We start from the raw sequence: 16,398 nt of genomic DNA, 5'->3' as shown, positions 1-16,398 counted from the left end.
CGCCGCCTCAGGCCGGGGCGAAGAGTTCCGCATACTCGGTGCGCAGCACATTCTTTTGCACCTTGCCCATGGTGTTGCGCGGCAATTCCTCAAGCACGATAAGCTTGCGCGGATGCTTGAACCGGGCAAGGCTGTGCGACGCGGCCCCGGCAATGGCGTCGAGATCGAGCGTTTCGCCCTTTTGCGGCACCAGAAAGCCCACCACCGTCTCGCCGAAATCAGGATGCGGCACGCCCACCACGGCGCTTTCCAGCACGCCGGGCTGGTCGTCGAGCAGGATCTCGATTTCCTTGGGATAGATGTTGTAGCCACCCGAAATGATCAGATCCTTGTTGCGCCCGACGATCTGCACATAGCCCTGATCGTCAATCAGCCCCAGATCGCCGGTGATGAAAAACCCGTTCTCGCGCAGTTCCTCGGCGGTCTTTTCCGGCATGTTCCAGTAGCCCTTGAAGACATTGGGGCCACGCACTTCGATGAGGCCGATCTCGCCCTGCGGCAGGGCCTCGCCGGTCTGCGGGTCGGTGATCTTCAGATCCACCCCCGGCAGCGGAAAACCCACCGTGCCCGCCCGGCGCGCGCCGTCATAGGGGTTTGACGTGTTCATGTTGGTCTCGGTCATGCCGTAGCGCTCGAGGATGCGGTGTCCGGTGCGTTCCTCAAAGGCCACATGCGTTTCAGCCAGAAGCGGCGCCGAGCCCGAGGTAAAGAGCCGTATATGCGCCACCAGATCGCGGGTGAAGCGCGGATCGTCCAGCAATCGAGTGTAGAAGGTCGGCACGCCCATCATCGAGGTGGCGCGGGGCAGTTGCGCGATCACCGTGTCGACGTCGAATTTCGGCAGGAAGATCATCGACCCGCCCGCGAGCAGGATGATGTTGGTCGCCACGAAGAGGCCATGGGTGTGAAAGATCGGCAGCGCATGCAGCAGCACGTCCTCGGCGCTGAACCGCCAGTAGTCGACCAGAACCTCGGCATTGGACAAGAGGTTGGTCTGCGTCAGCATCGCCCCCTTTGACCGCCCCGTGGTGCCCGAGGTATAGAGGAACGCCGCAAGGTCGTCGCCCGCGCGCGGGGTGGTCCCGAACGTCTCGGGCAGATCACGTGCCGCGTCGGGCAACGTGCCATTGCCGCCTGCATCGAGCGTCATCAGCGCCGCGCCCGCCGCCTCGGCCATGGGGCGGAGCGCGTCGGATTTGGCCGGGTCGCACAGCAGCAGTTTCGCGCCGCTGTCGCTGACGAAATACGACAGCTCATCGCCGGTATAGCCAGTGTTGAGCGGCAGAAAGACGATGCCCGCCTGCACGCAGGCGGCATAGACCGCAAGCGCCTCGGGCGATTTCTCGATCTGCGCCGCGAGCCGGTCGCCGGGCGCAAGCCCCGCCGCGCGGAACGCATGGGCATAGCGCGCGGTCAGCCGCAGGAAGGCGTCATAGCTGAGCGTTTGCCCGTCGCCGAGGTGTATAATCGGGGCGCTGCGGCCCGCATGGCGACCGAAAAGCGTGTCATAGAGAGGATTGGCCATGGTCTTGTCCTTCATTCCGTCGTCTTGGCGGCTGCTGAGGCGAGGGCTGTCACCTCTGAGGAGGCGGCAATCTCGCCCGAGGCCGCAAATCGTTCGTGGTTTTGCGAAATCTGGCGCAGGTCGTAAAGGTAATTCACCATCACGCCGCCCGATTGCTTTTGCCCGTTGGGCGAAAGATCGGCACCGGCATGAATCGCATGCACCGACGCGCCGTTGCCGAGGTGAAACCGCGCCACCGGATCATAGGGCCCGCCCTTGTCGCGCTTGGCATGGAGCAGGTACTGCGCGGTAATCTGGCGGCGGGTGTCGGCGTCTTCGGGCATGGCTTTATCACACTCCGACAGCCATCGGGTTAGGCCCGGAATGGGCGAGAGCGTGACGAAGGTCTTGAGATTGGGCAATTCCTGCGAGAGATCCGCCACCACCTGTTTGATCAGCGAGTTGCCGAAGGAAATACCGGCCAGTCCTGACTGGCAATTGGAGATCGAGTAGAACACGGCGGTGTCGGCGGCGTCGGGGGCAATCGCCGCGCGCTCGTCCGAGAGCACGTCATGGATCGCGCCGGGCACCCCGCGCGTGAGCGCCACCTCGACGAAAATCAACGGCTCGTCGGGCATGGCCGGGTGGAAAAACCCGAAACAGCGCCGGTCGGTCGGTTGCAACCGGCGGCGCAGGTCGTCCCAACTGTCGATGGCATGCACCGCCTCGTAGGCGATGATCTTTTCCAGTACATCCGCCGAACTGGTCCAGTTGATCGGACGCAGCACCAGAAAGCCGCGATTGAACCACGAGGCGAAGAGGTGTTTGAGATCGAGATCGACGACCGAAAGGCCCGGATTGTCGCGCGCGAGGCGCAAGAGATCGGAACGCATCGCCACAAGCTGCGCCGTGGCCCCCGGCACCTGATTGAGACGGCGGGCAAGCTCCTGTCGCGGCGGCTCTGCCGCGCTCATGAAGGCGCGGTAGGTGTTGCGGTCGGGCGTGGTTTCGAATGCATCGAGCGTGTCGCGCACCGCCTCGGGATCGACGCCCATGTCCTGCGTCAGGAACTCGAAAAACGCCAGTTTGCCCGCATCGTCCATGCCCGCGAAACGATCAAGGATCAGCCGGGCGAGCGCCATGCCCGACACTTCGCCGGAACTGCCCAGAAGGTCACGGCACAGCGCCTCGATGCTGCGGTTTTGTCGGTCAGGTTCGGCGGCACCGCGATAGCGCCGCTCGAACACCGTTGAGAGAAGATCCGCAAGAACGCTCATCAGCCCGCTCCCATCACTGCATTCGGCAACCATGTGGCCAGCCCCGGAAAGAGGCACAAGAGGATGATCGCAAGAATCATGCAGCCAACATAAGGCAACGAGCCGTAGAGGATGGTCTTGAGCTTGATATCGGGGGCGATGCCGTTGATCACATAGAGGTTGAGGCCGACAGGCGGCGAAATCAGGCCGATTTCCATGTTGATGGTCAGCACCACGGCGAACCAGATCGGATCGAACCCGGCGATGGTTATGATCGGCAACAGGATCGGCGCGGCCATAAGGATCACCGCCACAGGTGGCAGGAAGAAGCCCGCGATCAGCAGAAAGACGTTGATCGCCCCCATCAGCACCCAGCGATTGACGTCGAGCGTGCCGATCCATTCGGCGATGGACTGGGTGATGAACAGCGACGACAGCATGTAGGAGAACACCCCCGCCGCCGCGATGATGAAGAGGATCATCACGCTTTCACGGGTGCTGTCGCGCAACACCACCCAGAGCGCGCGGGGATCCCACAGCTTGTAGATGATCATGGCGATCACGAGGCACAGAAGCGCGCCGACGGCCGCCGTCTCGGACGGCGTGGCGATGCCGCCATACATCGCATAGAGCACGCCGAGGATGATCGCGAGGAAGGGCAAGACACGGGGCAGGATCTCGAATTTTTGCGCCCAGGTGTAGGGGGTTACACGCAGCAGATTCACATCGCCCGAGCGCCATGTCTGGTAGAGCGACCAGGCCATGAAGAGCACCACAAGCAGAATGCCGGGAATGACCCCCGCCAGAAAGAGGCGGCCGATCGAGGTCTCGGTCGCGATGCCGTAGACGATCATGGTGACCGAGGGCGGGATCAGGATACCGAGCGTGCCGCCGGCCGCGATGGAGCCCGCGGCGACTGAATCCGGATAGCCGCGCTTGCGCATCTCCGGGATGCCCATCTTGCCGATGGCGGCACAGGTGGCGGGCGAGGAGCCCGACATCGCCGAGAACAGCGCGCAGGCCCCGAGGTTGGAGATCACGAGGCCACCGGGCACGCGGGTCAACCACCGCTCCAGCGCCTCATAAAGATCGGCACCGGCCCGGGTCGAGGCGATGGAGGCCCCCATGATGATGAACATCGGAATCGACAGGAGCGCGAAATTATCAAGCTTGCCGAAGAAGATCTCCGGCATGAGTTCGAGTGAGCGCATGCCGTCGAAGACGATCAGGAAGCCGCCCGAGACGATCAGCAGGCCGAGCGCGACCGAGACACCCGAGAACAGAACGAGGATGGTCACGATGGCGACGATAAGGCCAAGCAGAAGCGGATCCATCAGGCGTCCTCCAGTCCGAAAGGGGTGTCGATGTCGAGGATGAGGGCCACCAGATCGGCCACCAGTTGCAAGAGGAACAGGCCAAAGCCCACCGGGATGGCGAGATAGGGGATCCACAGCCGTACCGCCCAGACGGTGTCTGATGTCCAGCCGCGCGCCCAGGCGAAATGCCAGAATTCATAGCCGTACCAGAGCATGACGCTGACCACGGCAATCGACAGCGACAGCGTCAGCACCGCCAGCCCCTTGCGCATGCGGCGCGGCAGGGCGAGCGGAATGAGATCCACGTTCACATGCCCGCGCAGGCGCTGCACATAGGGCAGGCCCAGAAGGGTCGCGGCGATCATGAGGTAGATCACCGCCTCGGTCTGCCAGATGGTCGATCCGTTCATCACGAAGCGGATCCAGATCATCTGACAGGTGATCAGCACCGCCGCCACGATCATGCCCGCCGAGACCCAGCCCGCGAGGCTCGATATTGCGGCGACGGCGCGCAAGAAGGGGTTGTTGCCGGTGCGCGCTACGGCGCCCGAGGTCTGGCCAGTCATTTGGCACTCCTGATGGTCGTCGGGATTGTCATTCGAGGGCTGCCGCGCCCGATGAGGGCGCGGCACGGGGTCAGATCACTCGACGGCGAGCGCCATGTCGAGCAGTTCCTGCCCGTCGGGCACCTGCTCGACAAAGGCCTTGTAGGAGGTTTCCTGCGCAATCGCGCGCCACGCTTCGAATTCCTCCTGCGTCATGTGCGCGATCTCGACACCGGCCTTCTCGAATACCTCGACAGAGTCGGCATCCTCCTTTTTGGCCTCTTCGAGGTAGAAGGCTTCGGCCTTTTCCGCGCCTGCGAGAAGCGCGGCCTGCTGATCTTCGGTCAGCCCCTCGAAGGTGGTCTTGTTCATCAGGAGCGGCTGATACATGAACCACAATGCCACGTCGCCCGCAGGGGTATAGCAACTGACCTGCTCGTAAATGCGGTAAGAGACGAAGGACGAGGACGAGGTATTGGCCGCATCCAGAACGCCGGTCTGCATGGCGTTGTAGATCTCGGAGCTTGCCATCGAGGCGATGGAGGCACCCGCCCCCGCCAGCATCTGCTCGAATGCCTTGCCCGCCGCGCGGGTCTGGAGACCCTCGATATCCTCGGGTTTGGTGATGCACTTTTCCTTGCCGGCAAAGCCGCCCGCGAGATAGCCGTGCACCAGAACCATCACGTCATCCTCGGCCATCTTGGCCTCGAGCGCCTCCATGAAGGGGCTGTTCGAGAGGCGCGCGGCGTGGTCGTGGTTCTTCACCAGCCCCGGCATCAGCGTGAGGTTGTAGGCCGGTTGCTGGCCGCCTGCATAGCTAAGCGGTAGGACCGTCATGTCAAGCTGGCCACGGCTGAGCGGGGTGTATTGCTCGCGCGGTTTGAACAACGACTTGGAGCCGAAAATCTTGATCTCCAGATCGACATCGGCGGCGGCGACCTCGTCGGCGACGATCTGCGCCACTTTGTGGCGCACGTCGTTGTTGGACCACTGATGCGACAGGCGCAATTCGGCGGCGTTTGCCATTCCTCCCAGAAGCAGCGCGCTTGCGGCGGTGGCCGCATAGAATATGTGTTTCATGTATTCCTCCCATAACTGCCTTGGGCCAGATGACCCGTCAGCGTGGTGTCAGTCTTTGGTGTTTTGAATTCAGAGTCAATGTTTTTGTATACAAGAATTTCTGCCTTGCGCACAAAGCCTGCGCCACCTAGAGTTTGCACATGTCACGACGCCGGGCCGATATCATTGCGGATGCGCTGGAAGAGCTTGTCTTCACCGGCGGGTTCAGTGACGGCGACCGGCTCGACGAGATCCGGCTGGCGCGGCAATTCGAGGTCTCGCGCACGCCGATTCGCGAGGCGCTCGGACGGCTCGTGGCCTCGGGCCTGGCCGAACAGATTCCGCGCCGGGGCGTGTTCATCCGACAGCCCGGCCTGGTCGAGTTGATGGAGATGTTCGAGACCATGGCCGAGATCGAGGGTGTCTGCGCCCGGCTCGCCGCACAGCGCATCACCGAGGCGGCATTGCAGGAACTGGACGCGGCCAATGCGCGCTGCACGGCGGCGATCGAAGCGGGCGATACCGATGGCTACTACCGCGAGAACGAGCGGTTTCATCACATGATCTACCATCAGGCGGGCAATGGATTTCTTGAACAGGAGGCGTTGCGCCTGCATCGCCGCCTGAAGCCCTTTCGCCGCATGCAGTTGCGCCTGCGCGGGCGGATGGCGCAATCCATGGCCGAGCATGAGGCGGTCGTCGATGCCCTGCGCGCGGGAGAGGAGCAGCGCGCCGCCGAAGTGCTGCGCGGCCATGTCGCCATTCAGGGCGAGAAATTCCACCTGCTGATGTCGAGCCTGCGCGACGCGGCAGAGTGAGCGCGGCGGTGGCCCTTGCCCGCGCCGTGGTGTAAGGCGCGCGCATGTCAGATTATGCACCGCCCACCGATCCGCTCGACATCCTGCATCACGACCACGAAATCGTCGTGGTCAACAAGCCCGCAGGCCTGCTCAGCGTGCCGGGCAAGGGCGAGCATCTGGCCGATTGCCTGATGAGCCGCCTGCAAGACGCGTTCCCGACAGCCCTGCTGGTGCACCGGCTCGACCGCGACACCTCGGGCGTGATGATCTTTGCGCTGAGCCCGCACGCGCAGCGCCATCTTGGCCTGCAATTCGAGAAGCGGCAGGCGAAGAAAAGCTACGTGGCGCGGCTGGCGGGGCTGCTCGCGCCGAAGACCGGCGTGGTCGATCTGCCACTGACCGTCGATTGGCCCAACCGCCCGTTGCAAAAGGTCTGCCACGAGACCGGGCGCGCGGCATTGACCGAATGGCGGGTGCTGCGGCAGGGCGAGGACGAGAGCCGGGTGCGGCTAAGCCCGAAGACCGGCCGCAGTCATCAGTTGCGGGTGCACATGCTCAGTCTCGGGCATCCGATCCTGGGTGATCCGCTCTATGCCAGCGGCGCGGCGCGGGACTATCCGCGCCTGATGCTGCATTCCGAGGAGTTGCGCCTGCGCCACCCCGATGGCGGCGCAGGCGTGAAGTTTCGCGCCAAGGCCCCGTTCTGAGGCACGCCCCTCACTCGGCGGGCTTTACCTCGAACCTGACCGAGGAATACCACTCGGCCACGGCGCGGATCTCGTCATTGGTCATCTCGGTGGCGATGGGGCTCATCACCTCATGGGTGCGCTTGCCGGTGCGAAACGCCTTGAGCTGGGTGTCGATATACATGACCGTCTCGCCCGCCAGGTTGGGCGCATCCTCGATCTGCGCGATCCCGTCCGCTCCGTGGCAGGCGATGCAGGCCTCGGGCGCATTCGCCGGGTCCTGTCCGGGGCCAAGCGTCGCCACCGGCTCCTGCGCGCTGTACCACGCCGCGAGATCGGCAATCGCCTGATCGCTGAGGCTCTTCGCCACCACGCTCATCATCTCATGCACGCGCTGGCCGTCGCGAAAGGCGGTCAGCTGATGTTCGATATAGGCCGGGTTCTCACCGCCGATATGCGGCACGATGGGCATTTTCGCGTGCCCCTCGATGCCGTGGCAGGTGCGACACTGCGTGGCCAACTTACGCCCGGCTTGCGCGTCGCCCGTCACCTCCTGCGCGTAAGACATCTGGGCGAGGAAAACCCCGCCCAGTGCCAGCATCATGATCTGTCGCATCAATTGCCCTCGTAGGAGATCCGGTAGAGCGCGCCCGCGAGATCGTCGGATACGAGGATCGAGCCATCGCGCAGCTGCGCCACATCGACCGGCCGCCCGAGATACTCGCCATCCTCGGTCAACCAGCCCTCGGCGAAGGGCTCCATCGTGGCGTTGCCCTCGTCGTCGATGAAGGTCACCATCACCCGCGCGCCGACCGGATCGGTGCGGTTCCACGATCCGTGCTGCGCCGAGAAGATCGCGTTCTTGTACTTCGCCGGGAACTGGCTGCCGGTGTAGAAGGCCATGCCGAGATCGGCGGCATGTGCGATCGTCTCGACCGCAGGCATCACCACGTCGACGGGCACCTCTTCGCCCTTGTACTCGTTGGTGCGCACATCGCCGCCCCCGAACCACGGGTGGCCGAAATGCTGGCCCATCTCGGTCTGACGGTTCAATTCACCGGGCGGGATGTCGTCGCCCATCCCGTCGACCTGATTGTCGGTCCACCACAGTTCACCGGTTTCGGGATGGAAATCCTGCCCGACCGAGTTGCGCACGCCATAGGTGTAGACCTCGCGGCCGGTGCCGTCGGTGTTCATCCGGATGATGCCGCCGATGCCCCATTTCCTGTACTTCTCCAGCCGGTCCGCCGGGGCCACGTTGAAGGGCTGGCCAAGCGAGATGTAGATCTTGCCATCCGGCCCGATATCGCAGACCCGCGCGGTGTGGTTGAAGCTTTCCTCGTCCTCGGGGATCAGATCGCCCTTGGCCACCAGATTGAACGCGGCCACGTCGGGGCTTTCGTAAAAGAACTCGGCGGCGGGGAAGAGCAGAACGCGGTTCTGCTCCGCGATATAGAGAAACCCGTCCGGCGAGAAGCAGGGGCCGTTGGGGATCGAGAATTGCAGCGAGGGCGCGAAATCCTTGACCTCGTCGGCGACGCGATCCTTGTTGCGGTCGGTGACCGACCAGACCTTGTCCTTGCGGGTGCCGACGAAGGTCACGATACCCTGCGGCCCCACCGCCATGTGGCGGGCATCGGGCACGACGGCGTAAAGGTCGATCTTGAACCCCTCGGGCAAGGTGATCTTGTCTAGCGTGGCCTTGATCCCCTCGGCATAGTCGCCGCCCTGCTCGATAAAGGTGAATTCGGTGACGCCGGTGGTCTGGAAATTCGACAGCTTGTCGAGATTGTCCGGCACGTTCGCCGCCTGACCCTGTGCCAGACCGGCGGTAAGGGCGAGCGTTGCAATGGATGACAGCAGATGTTTCATACGGTTCCTCCCTGATACGTCTGTATGTCGGGCCACCGGATCGCCGGCAGGCCGATCTTCAGCATGTGACCTCACGATACTGAAACGGCGCGCGCTCTCCCCTTCGCACACCCGTGGCAAATACCGCTTGCGTTGTATTCACCGGACAGGAGCGTATCGCAGATTCCCCAAAGCGCAAGCGAATGCTGCGGCGATCCGACACAGACAAAAGGAGGGGGGTATGCCGTGTAGCGGGTGCGGTACGGTGCTAAGGTGCCGTCGGGGCTGGACATTCGCGCCGCATTCTGGCTCTAGATTCCGCATGACCCAGCCGATCTATGCCATCCCCGATATCCACGGTCAGGACGCGCTGCTTGAGGCCGCGCTCGATCTCGTGCACCGCGATGGCGGCGCCGAGGCGCGCATCGTCTTTCTCGGCGATCTGGTGGATCGCGGCCCCGACAGCCGCGCCGTGATCGACCGGCTGATGGAGGGACAGGCCCGAGGCCGCCCCTGGACCGTGCTCAAGGGCAATCACGACCAACTCTTTCTCGATTTCCTTGACGGCGGGGCAATCCGATCCGCGCAGGTACGCTCGGGGCTCACCTGGCTCAATCCCCGGCTCGGCGGCGACGCGACGCTGGCCTCCTACGGGGTCGCCGCGTCCGAGATCGCCCCCGCCTGGGAGGCCGCGCGCGCCGCCGTGCCGCAGGCGCATCGCGACTGGCTGGCCAGCCTCCCGCTCTTCGATGAGGCGGACGAGGTGCTCTTCGTCCACGCAGGCATCCGCCCCGGCGTTCCCCTCAGCCGACAGAGGGCGACCGATCTGATGTGGATTCGCGACGGCTTTCTCGACCACGCGGCGCCGCATCCCTGGCTTGTCGTGCATGGCCACACGGCGCTCGACTGGCCGCAGCATTTCGGCAACCGCGTCGATCTTGATGGCGGCGCGGGCTATGGCCGCCCGCTCTGGCCTGCGGTGTTTCACGGCCCCACCTGTCATCTGATCACCGAGCGCGGACGTGAGTTGCTTGGGCCGGAGGGATGATCCCTGTGCACGTCATCCCCGCGAACGCGGGGATCTCGCGTCTGGCAGTTCGAGGACAGCAGAGAGATCCTCGGATCAAGTCCGAGGATGACGGTACCTTAGGGGCGTGCGGGTGCTCCGGACAGCACGGGCTGTCGAAACGCGTGGTATCCGCGCGCTGACACCACGTTCGCGTTGCCTTTTGCCTCGCCCTGCCATTAGGGTCTTTTCAACGTAAACCTGGGGGAGGATGACCCATGACCGATATCGTTATTCTGGCCGGCTGCCGCACCGCCATAGGCACCTTCGGCGGGGCTCTTGCGGGTACGCCGCCCACCACGCTCGGCGCCACGGTGGCCCGAGAGGCGCTGGCGCGGTCTGGTGTCGAGGGCGGGCAGATCGGCCATGTGGTTTTTGGCCATGTCATCAACACCGAACCGCGTGACATGTATGTCAGCCGCGTCAGTGCCATGGATGCGGGTGTTCCCGACACGGCACCCGCGATGAACGTCAACCGCCTGTGTGGCTCGGGCGCACAGGCCATCGTCTCGGTCGTGCAATCGCTGATGCTGGGCGATGCGAATTTCGGCCTCGCGGGCGGTGTCGAGAACATGAGCCGCTCGCCCTTCATCATTCCCGACCAGCGATGGGGCGCCAAGATGGGTGACGTCACAACCCGCGACATGATGCTGGGTGCGCTCAACTGTCCGTTCGGCACCGGCCATATGGGTGTCACCGCCGAGAATGTCGCGGCCGAGCATGACATCAGCCGCACCGATCAGGATGCCTTCGCGCTTGAAAGCCAGCGCCGCGCGGCAGAAGCGATTTCAGATGGCCGGTTCACATCGCAGATCGTGCCGGTCGAGGTGCGCGTGAAACGCGACATGGTGGCGTTTGACACTGATGAACACCCCAAACCCACCACCGCCGAAGCCCTCGCCGGGTTGAAAACCGTGTTCCAGAAGGATGGTACCGTCACAGCCGGCAATGCCAGTGGCATCAACGACGGGGCCGCCGCCCTCGTGCTCGCCCGGGCCGAGGCGGCGGAGGCCGCAGGCCTCAAGCCGCGCGCGCGCATCCTCGGGTATGCCCATGCCGGTGTGCGCCCCGAGGTGATGGGCATCGGCCCCATCCCGGCAGTCGAGGCCCTGCTCGCCAGAACCGGGCTCTGCGTCGCCGATTTCGACGTGGTGGAATCGAACGAGGCCTTCGCCGCGCAGGCGCTTGCCGTCAACAAGGGGCTTGGTCTCGACCCGGGTCGCGTCAACCCCAATGGCGGGGCCATCGCGCTCGGCCATCCGGTGGGTGCGACCGGCGCGATCCTAACGGTCAAGGCGCTTTATGAATTGGAGCGGACGGGGGGCAAGCGCGCGCTGATCACCATGTGCATCGGCGGCGGTCAGGGCATCGCGTTGGCGATCGAGGCGCTTTGATGGGGTGAAGCGGGAAGTGTGTATGGCCTGGAGCGGACTTACGACTACCTGAGAAGGTGCCGCGCGATTGCGCGGCACCTTCGGTGCGTTTCGCGCGGGGTGTGGCAACGGCAGCTAAAGGCCATTCGCGACCCGCGTTACACTTACCAGTCCACCGGCCCCTTGTCGGCGAATTGATGCACCAGAAAATCAATGAAGGCGCGGACCTTGGGCTGTGTGAAGCGCCCCGGAGGGTAAACCGCGTAGATGCCCTGCATCTCGACCGGCAGGTCGGGCATCGCATCCTCGACCAGCCCCTGCGTCATCGCCTTGGCATAAAGGAACGAGGGCAGATAGGCGATCCCGAGCCCGGAAATCGCGGCATTGAGCAGCGATTGCCCATCGTTGACGCTCAGCCCGCCCGCCGTGCGGACCTGACGCTTCTCGCCCGAGGGCGCGGTCAGCTTCCAGACAGCGTTGCCGGCCTGGCTCGAGTAATGCAAGAGCTTGTGCTCGTTCAGATCGTCGATCTTCTGTGGCCGCCCGTGTTTCTGGAAATAGGAGGGGCTGGCGATCATCCGTTTGGTGGTCTCGGTTAGCTTGCGGGCGCGCAGCGTGCTGTCCTCCAACTCGCCGATGCGGATCGCCATGTCGAAACCTTCGGAGATCAGTTCCACATAGCGGTTGTTGAGCACCATGTTGACGGTGATGTCGGGGAATTCGTCCAGGAAAGACCCCAGGATCGGGCTGAGATGATTGACGCCGAAATCGGTGGCGACCGAGATCCGCAAGAGGCCCGAGGGATCGGATTGCATCGAGCTTACCAGCGCATCCGCCTCACCTGCATCATTGAGAACACGAAGCGCCCTGTCGTAATAGGCGAGGCCAATTTCGGTGGGGCTGACGCGGCGTGTCGTGCGGTTGAGCAGACGTGCGCCCAATCGGGCCTCCAATGACGAGACATGCTTGGACACGGCGGATTTCGAAATGCCCAGCTTGCGGGCGGCGTCGGTGAACCCACCCTGATCCACCACCGTGGCAAAGGCCTCCATTTCCGTCAGGCGATCCATACTCATACCTCTTCTTGCGTGTCAGGGCCTGTTCTGCCCAATAAATCGGGCACAACTGGGGCGTATGCCCGACAATATCTTGATATTCCGAGGATCGTTCCCGATGGGGAAACGCGGAAACACTAAGCTGTGAGTGTTGAAACACGACCATGTGGCGTAACCTGTGCTACTGTCCGGTCAGGAGGACTCATCATGAAACGTGTTTATACATTGATCTTCGCTGGCCTGATCTCTCTGGCTGGCCCCGTATTTGCCGGAGATACGCCCGCACCTGAAGGGGCAGTTGTCTATTTCGTCAACCTCTCGGACGGCGCGACGGTCGGGGCGCCGGTGACGGTGGTCTTTGGCCTCAAAGGCATGGGCGTGGCGCCTGCCGGGACCGAGAAGGAGAATACCGGCCATCACCACGTGCTGGTGAACCGTCCGCCCCTGGGCGAAGGGCCGGGCGGGGCAGAGGAGTTGAACACCAGCCTGCCCGCCGATGAGAACCACATTCATTTCGGCGGCGGTCAGACGCAGGTGAGCCTTGATCTGGCACCAGGGCAGCACACGCTGCAACTGGTTGTGGGCGACATGAACCACGTGCCGCACAATCCGCCGGTTGTGTCGGAGGTGATCACGATCACCGTGGAGTAAGCCGCCTCAGAGCGTCGCGGCCAGCCGCGTGCCCTGATCAATCGCGCGTTTCGCGTCGAGTTCGGCGGCGACATCCGCGCCGCCGATGACATGGCACGTCACGCCCTCGGCCTCCAGCGCAACGGCAAGGCTGCGCTCGCTCAACTGCCCGGCGCAGAGCACGATGGTATCGGCCTCGATCAGCGTCGGGTTTTCCCGCGCCTCTCCGAAGCTGACATGCAGGCCCTGTGCGTCGATGCGCTCGTAATTGACGCCGCTCAGCATCTCGACGCCCTTCATCCGAAGGGCGGCGCGGTGAATCCAGCCGGTGGTCTTGCCCAGTCGTTTGCCGGGGCGCTCGGCCTTGCGCTGCAACAGCGTGACCGCCCGGGCGGGCGGCCCTGGCTGCGGGCCCTTCGGGGCCAGCCCGCCGCGCACCTCTGCGGGATCGCCCACGCCCCATTCCTCGCGCCAGAGCGACAGGTTCTCTGTCGGTCTCTCGCCCTCATGGACGAGGAACTCGGACACGTCGAATCCGATGCCGCCCGCGCCCACCACGGCGACGCGCTTGCCTACGTGTGCCTTCCCGCGCAGCACATCGATATAGCTGAGCACGTTGGGGCCATCCTGGCCGGGGATACCCGGGTCACGCGGGATCACCCCGGTGGCGATGATCACCTCGTCAAAGCCTGCGAGGTCATCCGGCCCGACATCTTGCCCCAGCTCGACCGCGATGCCGGTCTCTTGAACCATCACCTCGAACCAGTCGACGAGGCCGTGGAATTCCTCTTTGCCGGGGATGACGCGGGCCATGTTGAGTTGGCCGCCAAGCTGAGGCGCGCGATCGAAGAGCGTCACCTTGTGGCCGCGCCCCGCTGCCGTGATCGCCGCCGAGAGGCCCGCAGGCCCGGCGCCGACAACGGCTATCCGCTTGATCTCGATCGCCGGGCCGACCACCAGTTCGGTCTCGTGGCAGGCGCGGGGATTGACGAGGCAGGTGGTCAGCTTGCCCGAAAACGTGTGATCGAGGCAGGCCTGATTGCAGGCGATGCAGGGGGCGATGGTGCGGGCGCGCCCCTCCGCCGCCTTCTTGACGAAATCCGCATCGGCGAGGAACGGGCGCGCCATCGAGACCATGTCGGCCACGCCCTGCGCAATCAGGTCTTCACCCACCTGCGGTGTGTTGATCCGGTTTGAGGTGATGAGGGGCAAGCCCACCTTGCCCATCAATTTCTGCGTGACCCAGGCCCAGCCCGCGCGCGGGACGGAGGTGGCGATGGTGGGCACCCGCGCCTCGTGCCAGCCGATGCCGGTGTTGAGGATGCTCGCACCTGCGCGCTCCACCTCCTGCGCCAGTTGCACCACCTCGGCATGGGTGCTGCCCTCGGGGATGAGGTCGATCATCGAGAGGCGGTAGATCAGGATGAAATCGGGGCCGACGGCCTCGCGGGTGCGGCGCACGACCTCAAGCGGCAGGCGCATCCGGTTCTCGTAGGAGCCGCCCCAGCGATCCGTCCGCTTGTTGGTGTGGGTGACGAGGAACTGGTTGAGGAAATAGCCTTCGGAGCCCATGATCTCGACCCCGTCATACCCGGCCTCGCGGGCGCGTTCCGCCGCCGTGACGATATCGGCGATCTGCTTCTCGATTCCGTCCTCGTCGAGTTCGCTGGGGGTAAAAGGCGAGATCGGCGACTTGACGGGGGAGGGGGCGACGCATTCCTTGCCATAGGCGTAACGGCCCGCATGCAGGATCTGCATCGCAATCAGCCCGCCCGCGTCATGCACCCGGTCGGTGACGATGCGATGATTGGCGATATCTTCGGGGGTGAAGAGGCCCGCAGCACCCGGAAACACGCCGCCCTCGCGGTTGGGGGCCATGCCGCCGGTGACCATGAGGCCGACGCCGCCGCGCGCGCGCGCGGCGTAGAATTCGGCCACCCGGTTCCAGTCGCGCGTTTCCTCCAGCCCGGTATGCATGGAGCCCATCAGCACACGGTTCTTGAGCGTGACATGGCCCAGATCGAGGGGGGCAAGAAGATGCGGATAATCGGTCATGGCTCTCTCCCTTGGCTTCTCCAAGTGATGCCGCAGGCGGGCGCGATTGTCACGCGTGAACGCTGCGTTACCGGGGGGGGAGGCGGGGCTGCGTCCTGGAGTTTGAGTATTTTAGACAAGAAGAAGCCGGGGCGGGTGTTTGTCAGTCCTGATCGTCTGCGAAACTGAGGGCCGCCCAGTTGCGCCGCTCATGCACCACGCGCAAGATCACGACGTCCGGTCCGACCATGCGGTAGAAGACAAGATGTCGACCAACCGGCAGCGACCGCGCACCCGGCACGAAGACGGACCGATCGCGCCCTGTTTCCGGAGCGGCGGCCGCGCGCGAGAAACAGGCGAATATCTCCGTGACATTGCTTTCCGCCCGCTGTTCGCCCCATGTTACCTTTGAATGATCCCAGATATCATCGAGGTCGGCCACCGCTGTGCGTGTCAGCCGAAATTCCGTCACGCTGAGGTTTTACGCTTGGCGGCAAGGAAGCTTTCCAGATCGACATCCAGAGCTTCGCCGTTCGCCGCTTGCCGGTCGGCCTCCTCAAGGGTGGCTTTCAGGCGGTCGAACTCCAGTTCCGCCTCCTGACGCTCCAGCATCCGCAGCCCCGCGCGCAGGACGTCGCTCGTCGAGGCGTAGCGGCCGCTTTCGACGGCGCGGGCGATGAAGTCGTTGAAGTGGTCGCTGAGCACGACCGAGGTGTTGCGGGGCATGGGCTGACTCCTTTGCGCGCACTATACCAATTATTGGTATCCGGATCAATTGGCGCTGGCGGGATCAGTCTTCGCCGTCCACGCGACCGCGCAATGCCTTGACCTCGCCGCGGACCTTCTTGGACTTGAGGCGGCGTTTCTTGGCGCCGAGGGTGGGGCGCGTCGGGATGCGGCGTTTGGGTTTGACCAGGGCCTGCCGGATCAGGTCTGCCAGCCGGTCGCGCACGATGTCGCGGTTGCGGGTCTGGCTGCGGGTTTCGTCGCAGTGCAGGACGAGCGCGCCTTCCTTGGTCCAGCGGCGGCCGGCCAGCCGTTTGAGCCGGGCCTTGACCGGGCCGGGCAGGTTGGGGGAGCGCTCGGCCTCGAAGCGCAATTCGACCGCGCTCGCCACCTTGTTGACGTTCTGCCCGCCGGGGCCGGAGGCCCGGATGAACTGCTCGGTCAGCTCCCAATCCTCGATGGCGATCTGGTCGGTGATCCTCAGCATGGGGCGGTCC

The 16,398-nt window shown here is 64.2% G+C and carries 17 protein-coding genes; 5 read left to right on the top strand and 12 right to left on the bottom strand.

Features of this window, described 5'->3' with window-relative positions; genetic code table 11:
* Positions 1-7: 7 nt before the first annotated feature.
* The 5 genes from ACSSV4_RS00620 to dctP all read right to left on the bottom strand — a co-directional run bounded on the left by ACSSV4_RS00620 (position 8) and on the right by dctP (position 5,701).
* Complete coding sequence (locus ACSSV4_RS00620) at positions 8-1,525, bottom strand: malonate--CoA ligase (protein ID WP_454273377.1); 1,518 nt, start codon at positions 1,523-1,525, stop codon at positions 8-10.
* An 11-nt stretch (positions 1,526-1,536) separates the two neighbouring features.
* A complete protein-coding gene (locus tag ACSSV4_RS00615) occupies positions 1,537-2,781 on the bottom strand; it encodes a malonyl-CoA decarboxylase (protein WP_454272740.1) in 1,245 nt (414 codons plus the stop codon).
* Positions 2,781-4,094, bottom strand: coding sequence for a TRAP transporter large permease (locus ACSSV4_RS00610; protein WP_454272738.1), 1,314 nt, complete (start codon positions 4,092-4,094; stop codon positions 2,781-2,783). Before ACSSV4_RS00610 ends, ACSSV4_RS00615 begins: the two co-directional genes overlap by 1 nt.
* The gene (locus ACSSV4_RS00605; protein WP_454272736.1) at positions 4,094-4,642 is read right to left on the bottom strand and encodes a TRAP transporter small permease; all 549 of its coding nucleotides are present in this window, start codon (positions 4,640-4,642) and stop codon (positions 4,094-4,096) included. Before ACSSV4_RS00605 ends, ACSSV4_RS00610 begins: the two co-directional genes overlap by 1 nt.
* 75 nt (positions 4,643-4,717) lie before the next feature.
* Positions 4,718-5,701, bottom strand: a complete 984-nt coding sequence (gene dctP, locus ACSSV4_RS00600) for a TRAP transporter substrate-binding protein DctP (protein WP_454272735.1) — start codon at positions 5,699-5,701, stop codon at positions 4,718-4,720.
* Between the two features lie 140 nt (positions 5,702-5,841).
* On the opposite strand from dctP, the gene ACSSV4_RS00595 reads away from it, so the two are divergent.
* Together ACSSV4_RS00595 and ACSSV4_RS00590 are read left to right on the top strand one after the other, a co-directional pair.
* Entirely contained in the window at positions 5,842-6,498 is a 657-nt protein-coding gene (locus ACSSV4_RS00595; protein WP_454272733.1) for a GntR family transcriptional regulator, read from the top strand.
* A 44-nt stretch (positions 6,499-6,542) separates the two neighbouring features.
* Positions 6,543-7,187 carry an RluA family pseudouridine synthase gene (locus tag ACSSV4_RS00590; RefSeq protein WP_454272732.1) on the top strand — a complete coding sequence of 215 codons (645 nt, stop codon included), beginning with the start codon at positions 6,543-6,545 and terminating at the stop codon, positions 7,185-7,187.
* Positions 7,188-7,197: 10 nt separating this feature from the next.
* On the opposite strand, the gene ACSSV4_RS00585 is transcribed toward ACSSV4_RS00590, so the two are convergent.
* The gene (locus ACSSV4_RS00585; protein ID WP_454272730.1) at positions 7,198-7,782 is read right to left on the bottom strand and encodes a c-type cytochrome; all 585 of its coding nucleotides are present in this window, start codon (positions 7,780-7,782) and stop codon (positions 7,198-7,200) included.
* On the bottom strand, positions 7,782-9,038 hold the full coding sequence (locus ACSSV4_RS00580; protein ID WP_454272729.1) for a PQQ-dependent sugar dehydrogenase: 1,257 nt from the start codon (positions 9,036-9,038) through the stop codon (positions 7,782-7,784). Before ACSSV4_RS00580 ends, ACSSV4_RS00585 begins: the two co-directional genes overlap by 1 nt.
* A gap of 301 nt (positions 9,039-9,339) precedes the next feature.
* Between ACSSV4_RS00580 and ACSSV4_RS00575 the strand changes: the two genes are divergently transcribed.
* The gene (locus ACSSV4_RS00575; protein ID WP_454272727.1) at positions 9,340-10,065 is read left to right on the top strand and encodes a metallophosphoesterase family protein; all 726 of its coding nucleotides are present in this window, start codon (positions 9,340-9,342) and stop codon (positions 10,063-10,065) included.
* Between the two features lie 236 nt (positions 10,066-10,301).
* A complete protein-coding gene (locus tag ACSSV4_RS00570) occupies positions 10,302-11,477 on the top strand; it encodes an acetyl-CoA C-acyltransferase family protein (protein WP_454272726.1) in 1,176 nt (391 codons plus the stop codon).
* 143 nt (positions 11,478-11,620) lie between these two features.
* Here ACSSV4_RS00570 and ACSSV4_RS00565 read toward each other — a convergent pair whose 3' ends face one another.
* Positions 11,621-12,526: a LysR family transcriptional regulator gene (locus ACSSV4_RS00565; RefSeq protein WP_454273375.1), complete on the bottom strand. Its 906-nt coding sequence runs from the start codon at positions 12,524-12,526 to the stop codon at positions 11,621-11,623.
* Positions 12,527-12,718: 192 nt separating this feature from the next.
* Here ACSSV4_RS00565 and ACSSV4_RS00560 point away from each other — a divergent pair, with 192 nt between their 5' ends.
* Positions 12,719-13,162, top strand: a complete 444-nt coding sequence (locus tag ACSSV4_RS00560; RefSeq protein WP_454272724.1) for a DUF4399 domain-containing protein — start codon at positions 12,719-12,721, stop codon at positions 13,160-13,162.
* 6 nt (positions 13,163-13,168) lie between these two features.
* Here the strand turns inward: ACSSV4_RS00560 and ACSSV4_RS00555 are convergent, their stop codons facing one another.
* From ACSSV4_RS00555 to arfB, 4 genes are all read right to left on the bottom strand, one after another.
* Positions 13,169-15,196, bottom strand: a complete 2,028-nt coding sequence (locus ACSSV4_RS00555) for an FAD-dependent oxidoreductase (protein WP_454272722.1) — start codon at positions 15,194-15,196, stop codon at positions 13,169-13,171.
* A gap of 142 nt (positions 15,197-15,338) precedes the next feature.
* The gene (locus tag ACSSV4_RS00550; RefSeq protein WP_454272720.1) at positions 15,339-15,647 is read right to left on the bottom strand and encodes a type II toxin-antitoxin system RelE/ParE family toxin; all 309 of its coding nucleotides are present in this window, start codon (positions 15,645-15,647) and stop codon (positions 15,339-15,341) included.
* Positions 15,644-15,901, bottom strand: coding sequence for a type II toxin-antitoxin system ParD family antitoxin (locus ACSSV4_RS00545; RefSeq protein WP_454272718.1), 258 nt, complete (start codon positions 15,899-15,901; stop codon positions 15,644-15,646). The genes ACSSV4_RS00550 and ACSSV4_RS00545 overlap by 4 nt, the downstream gene beginning before the upstream one ends.
* Before the next feature lie 64 nt (positions 15,902-15,965).
* Entirely contained in the window at positions 15,966-16,388 is a 423-nt protein-coding gene (arfB, locus tag ACSSV4_RS00540; RefSeq protein WP_454272716.1) for an alternative ribosome rescue aminoacyl-tRNA hydrolase ArfB, read from the bottom strand.
* Positions 16,389-16,398 lie beyond the last annotated feature (10 nt).

The sequence above is a fragment of the Roseovarius sp. MBR-154 genome (genome assembly GCF_053628595.1).
This window is presented reverse-complemented; position numbering and strand designations above follow the sequence as displayed.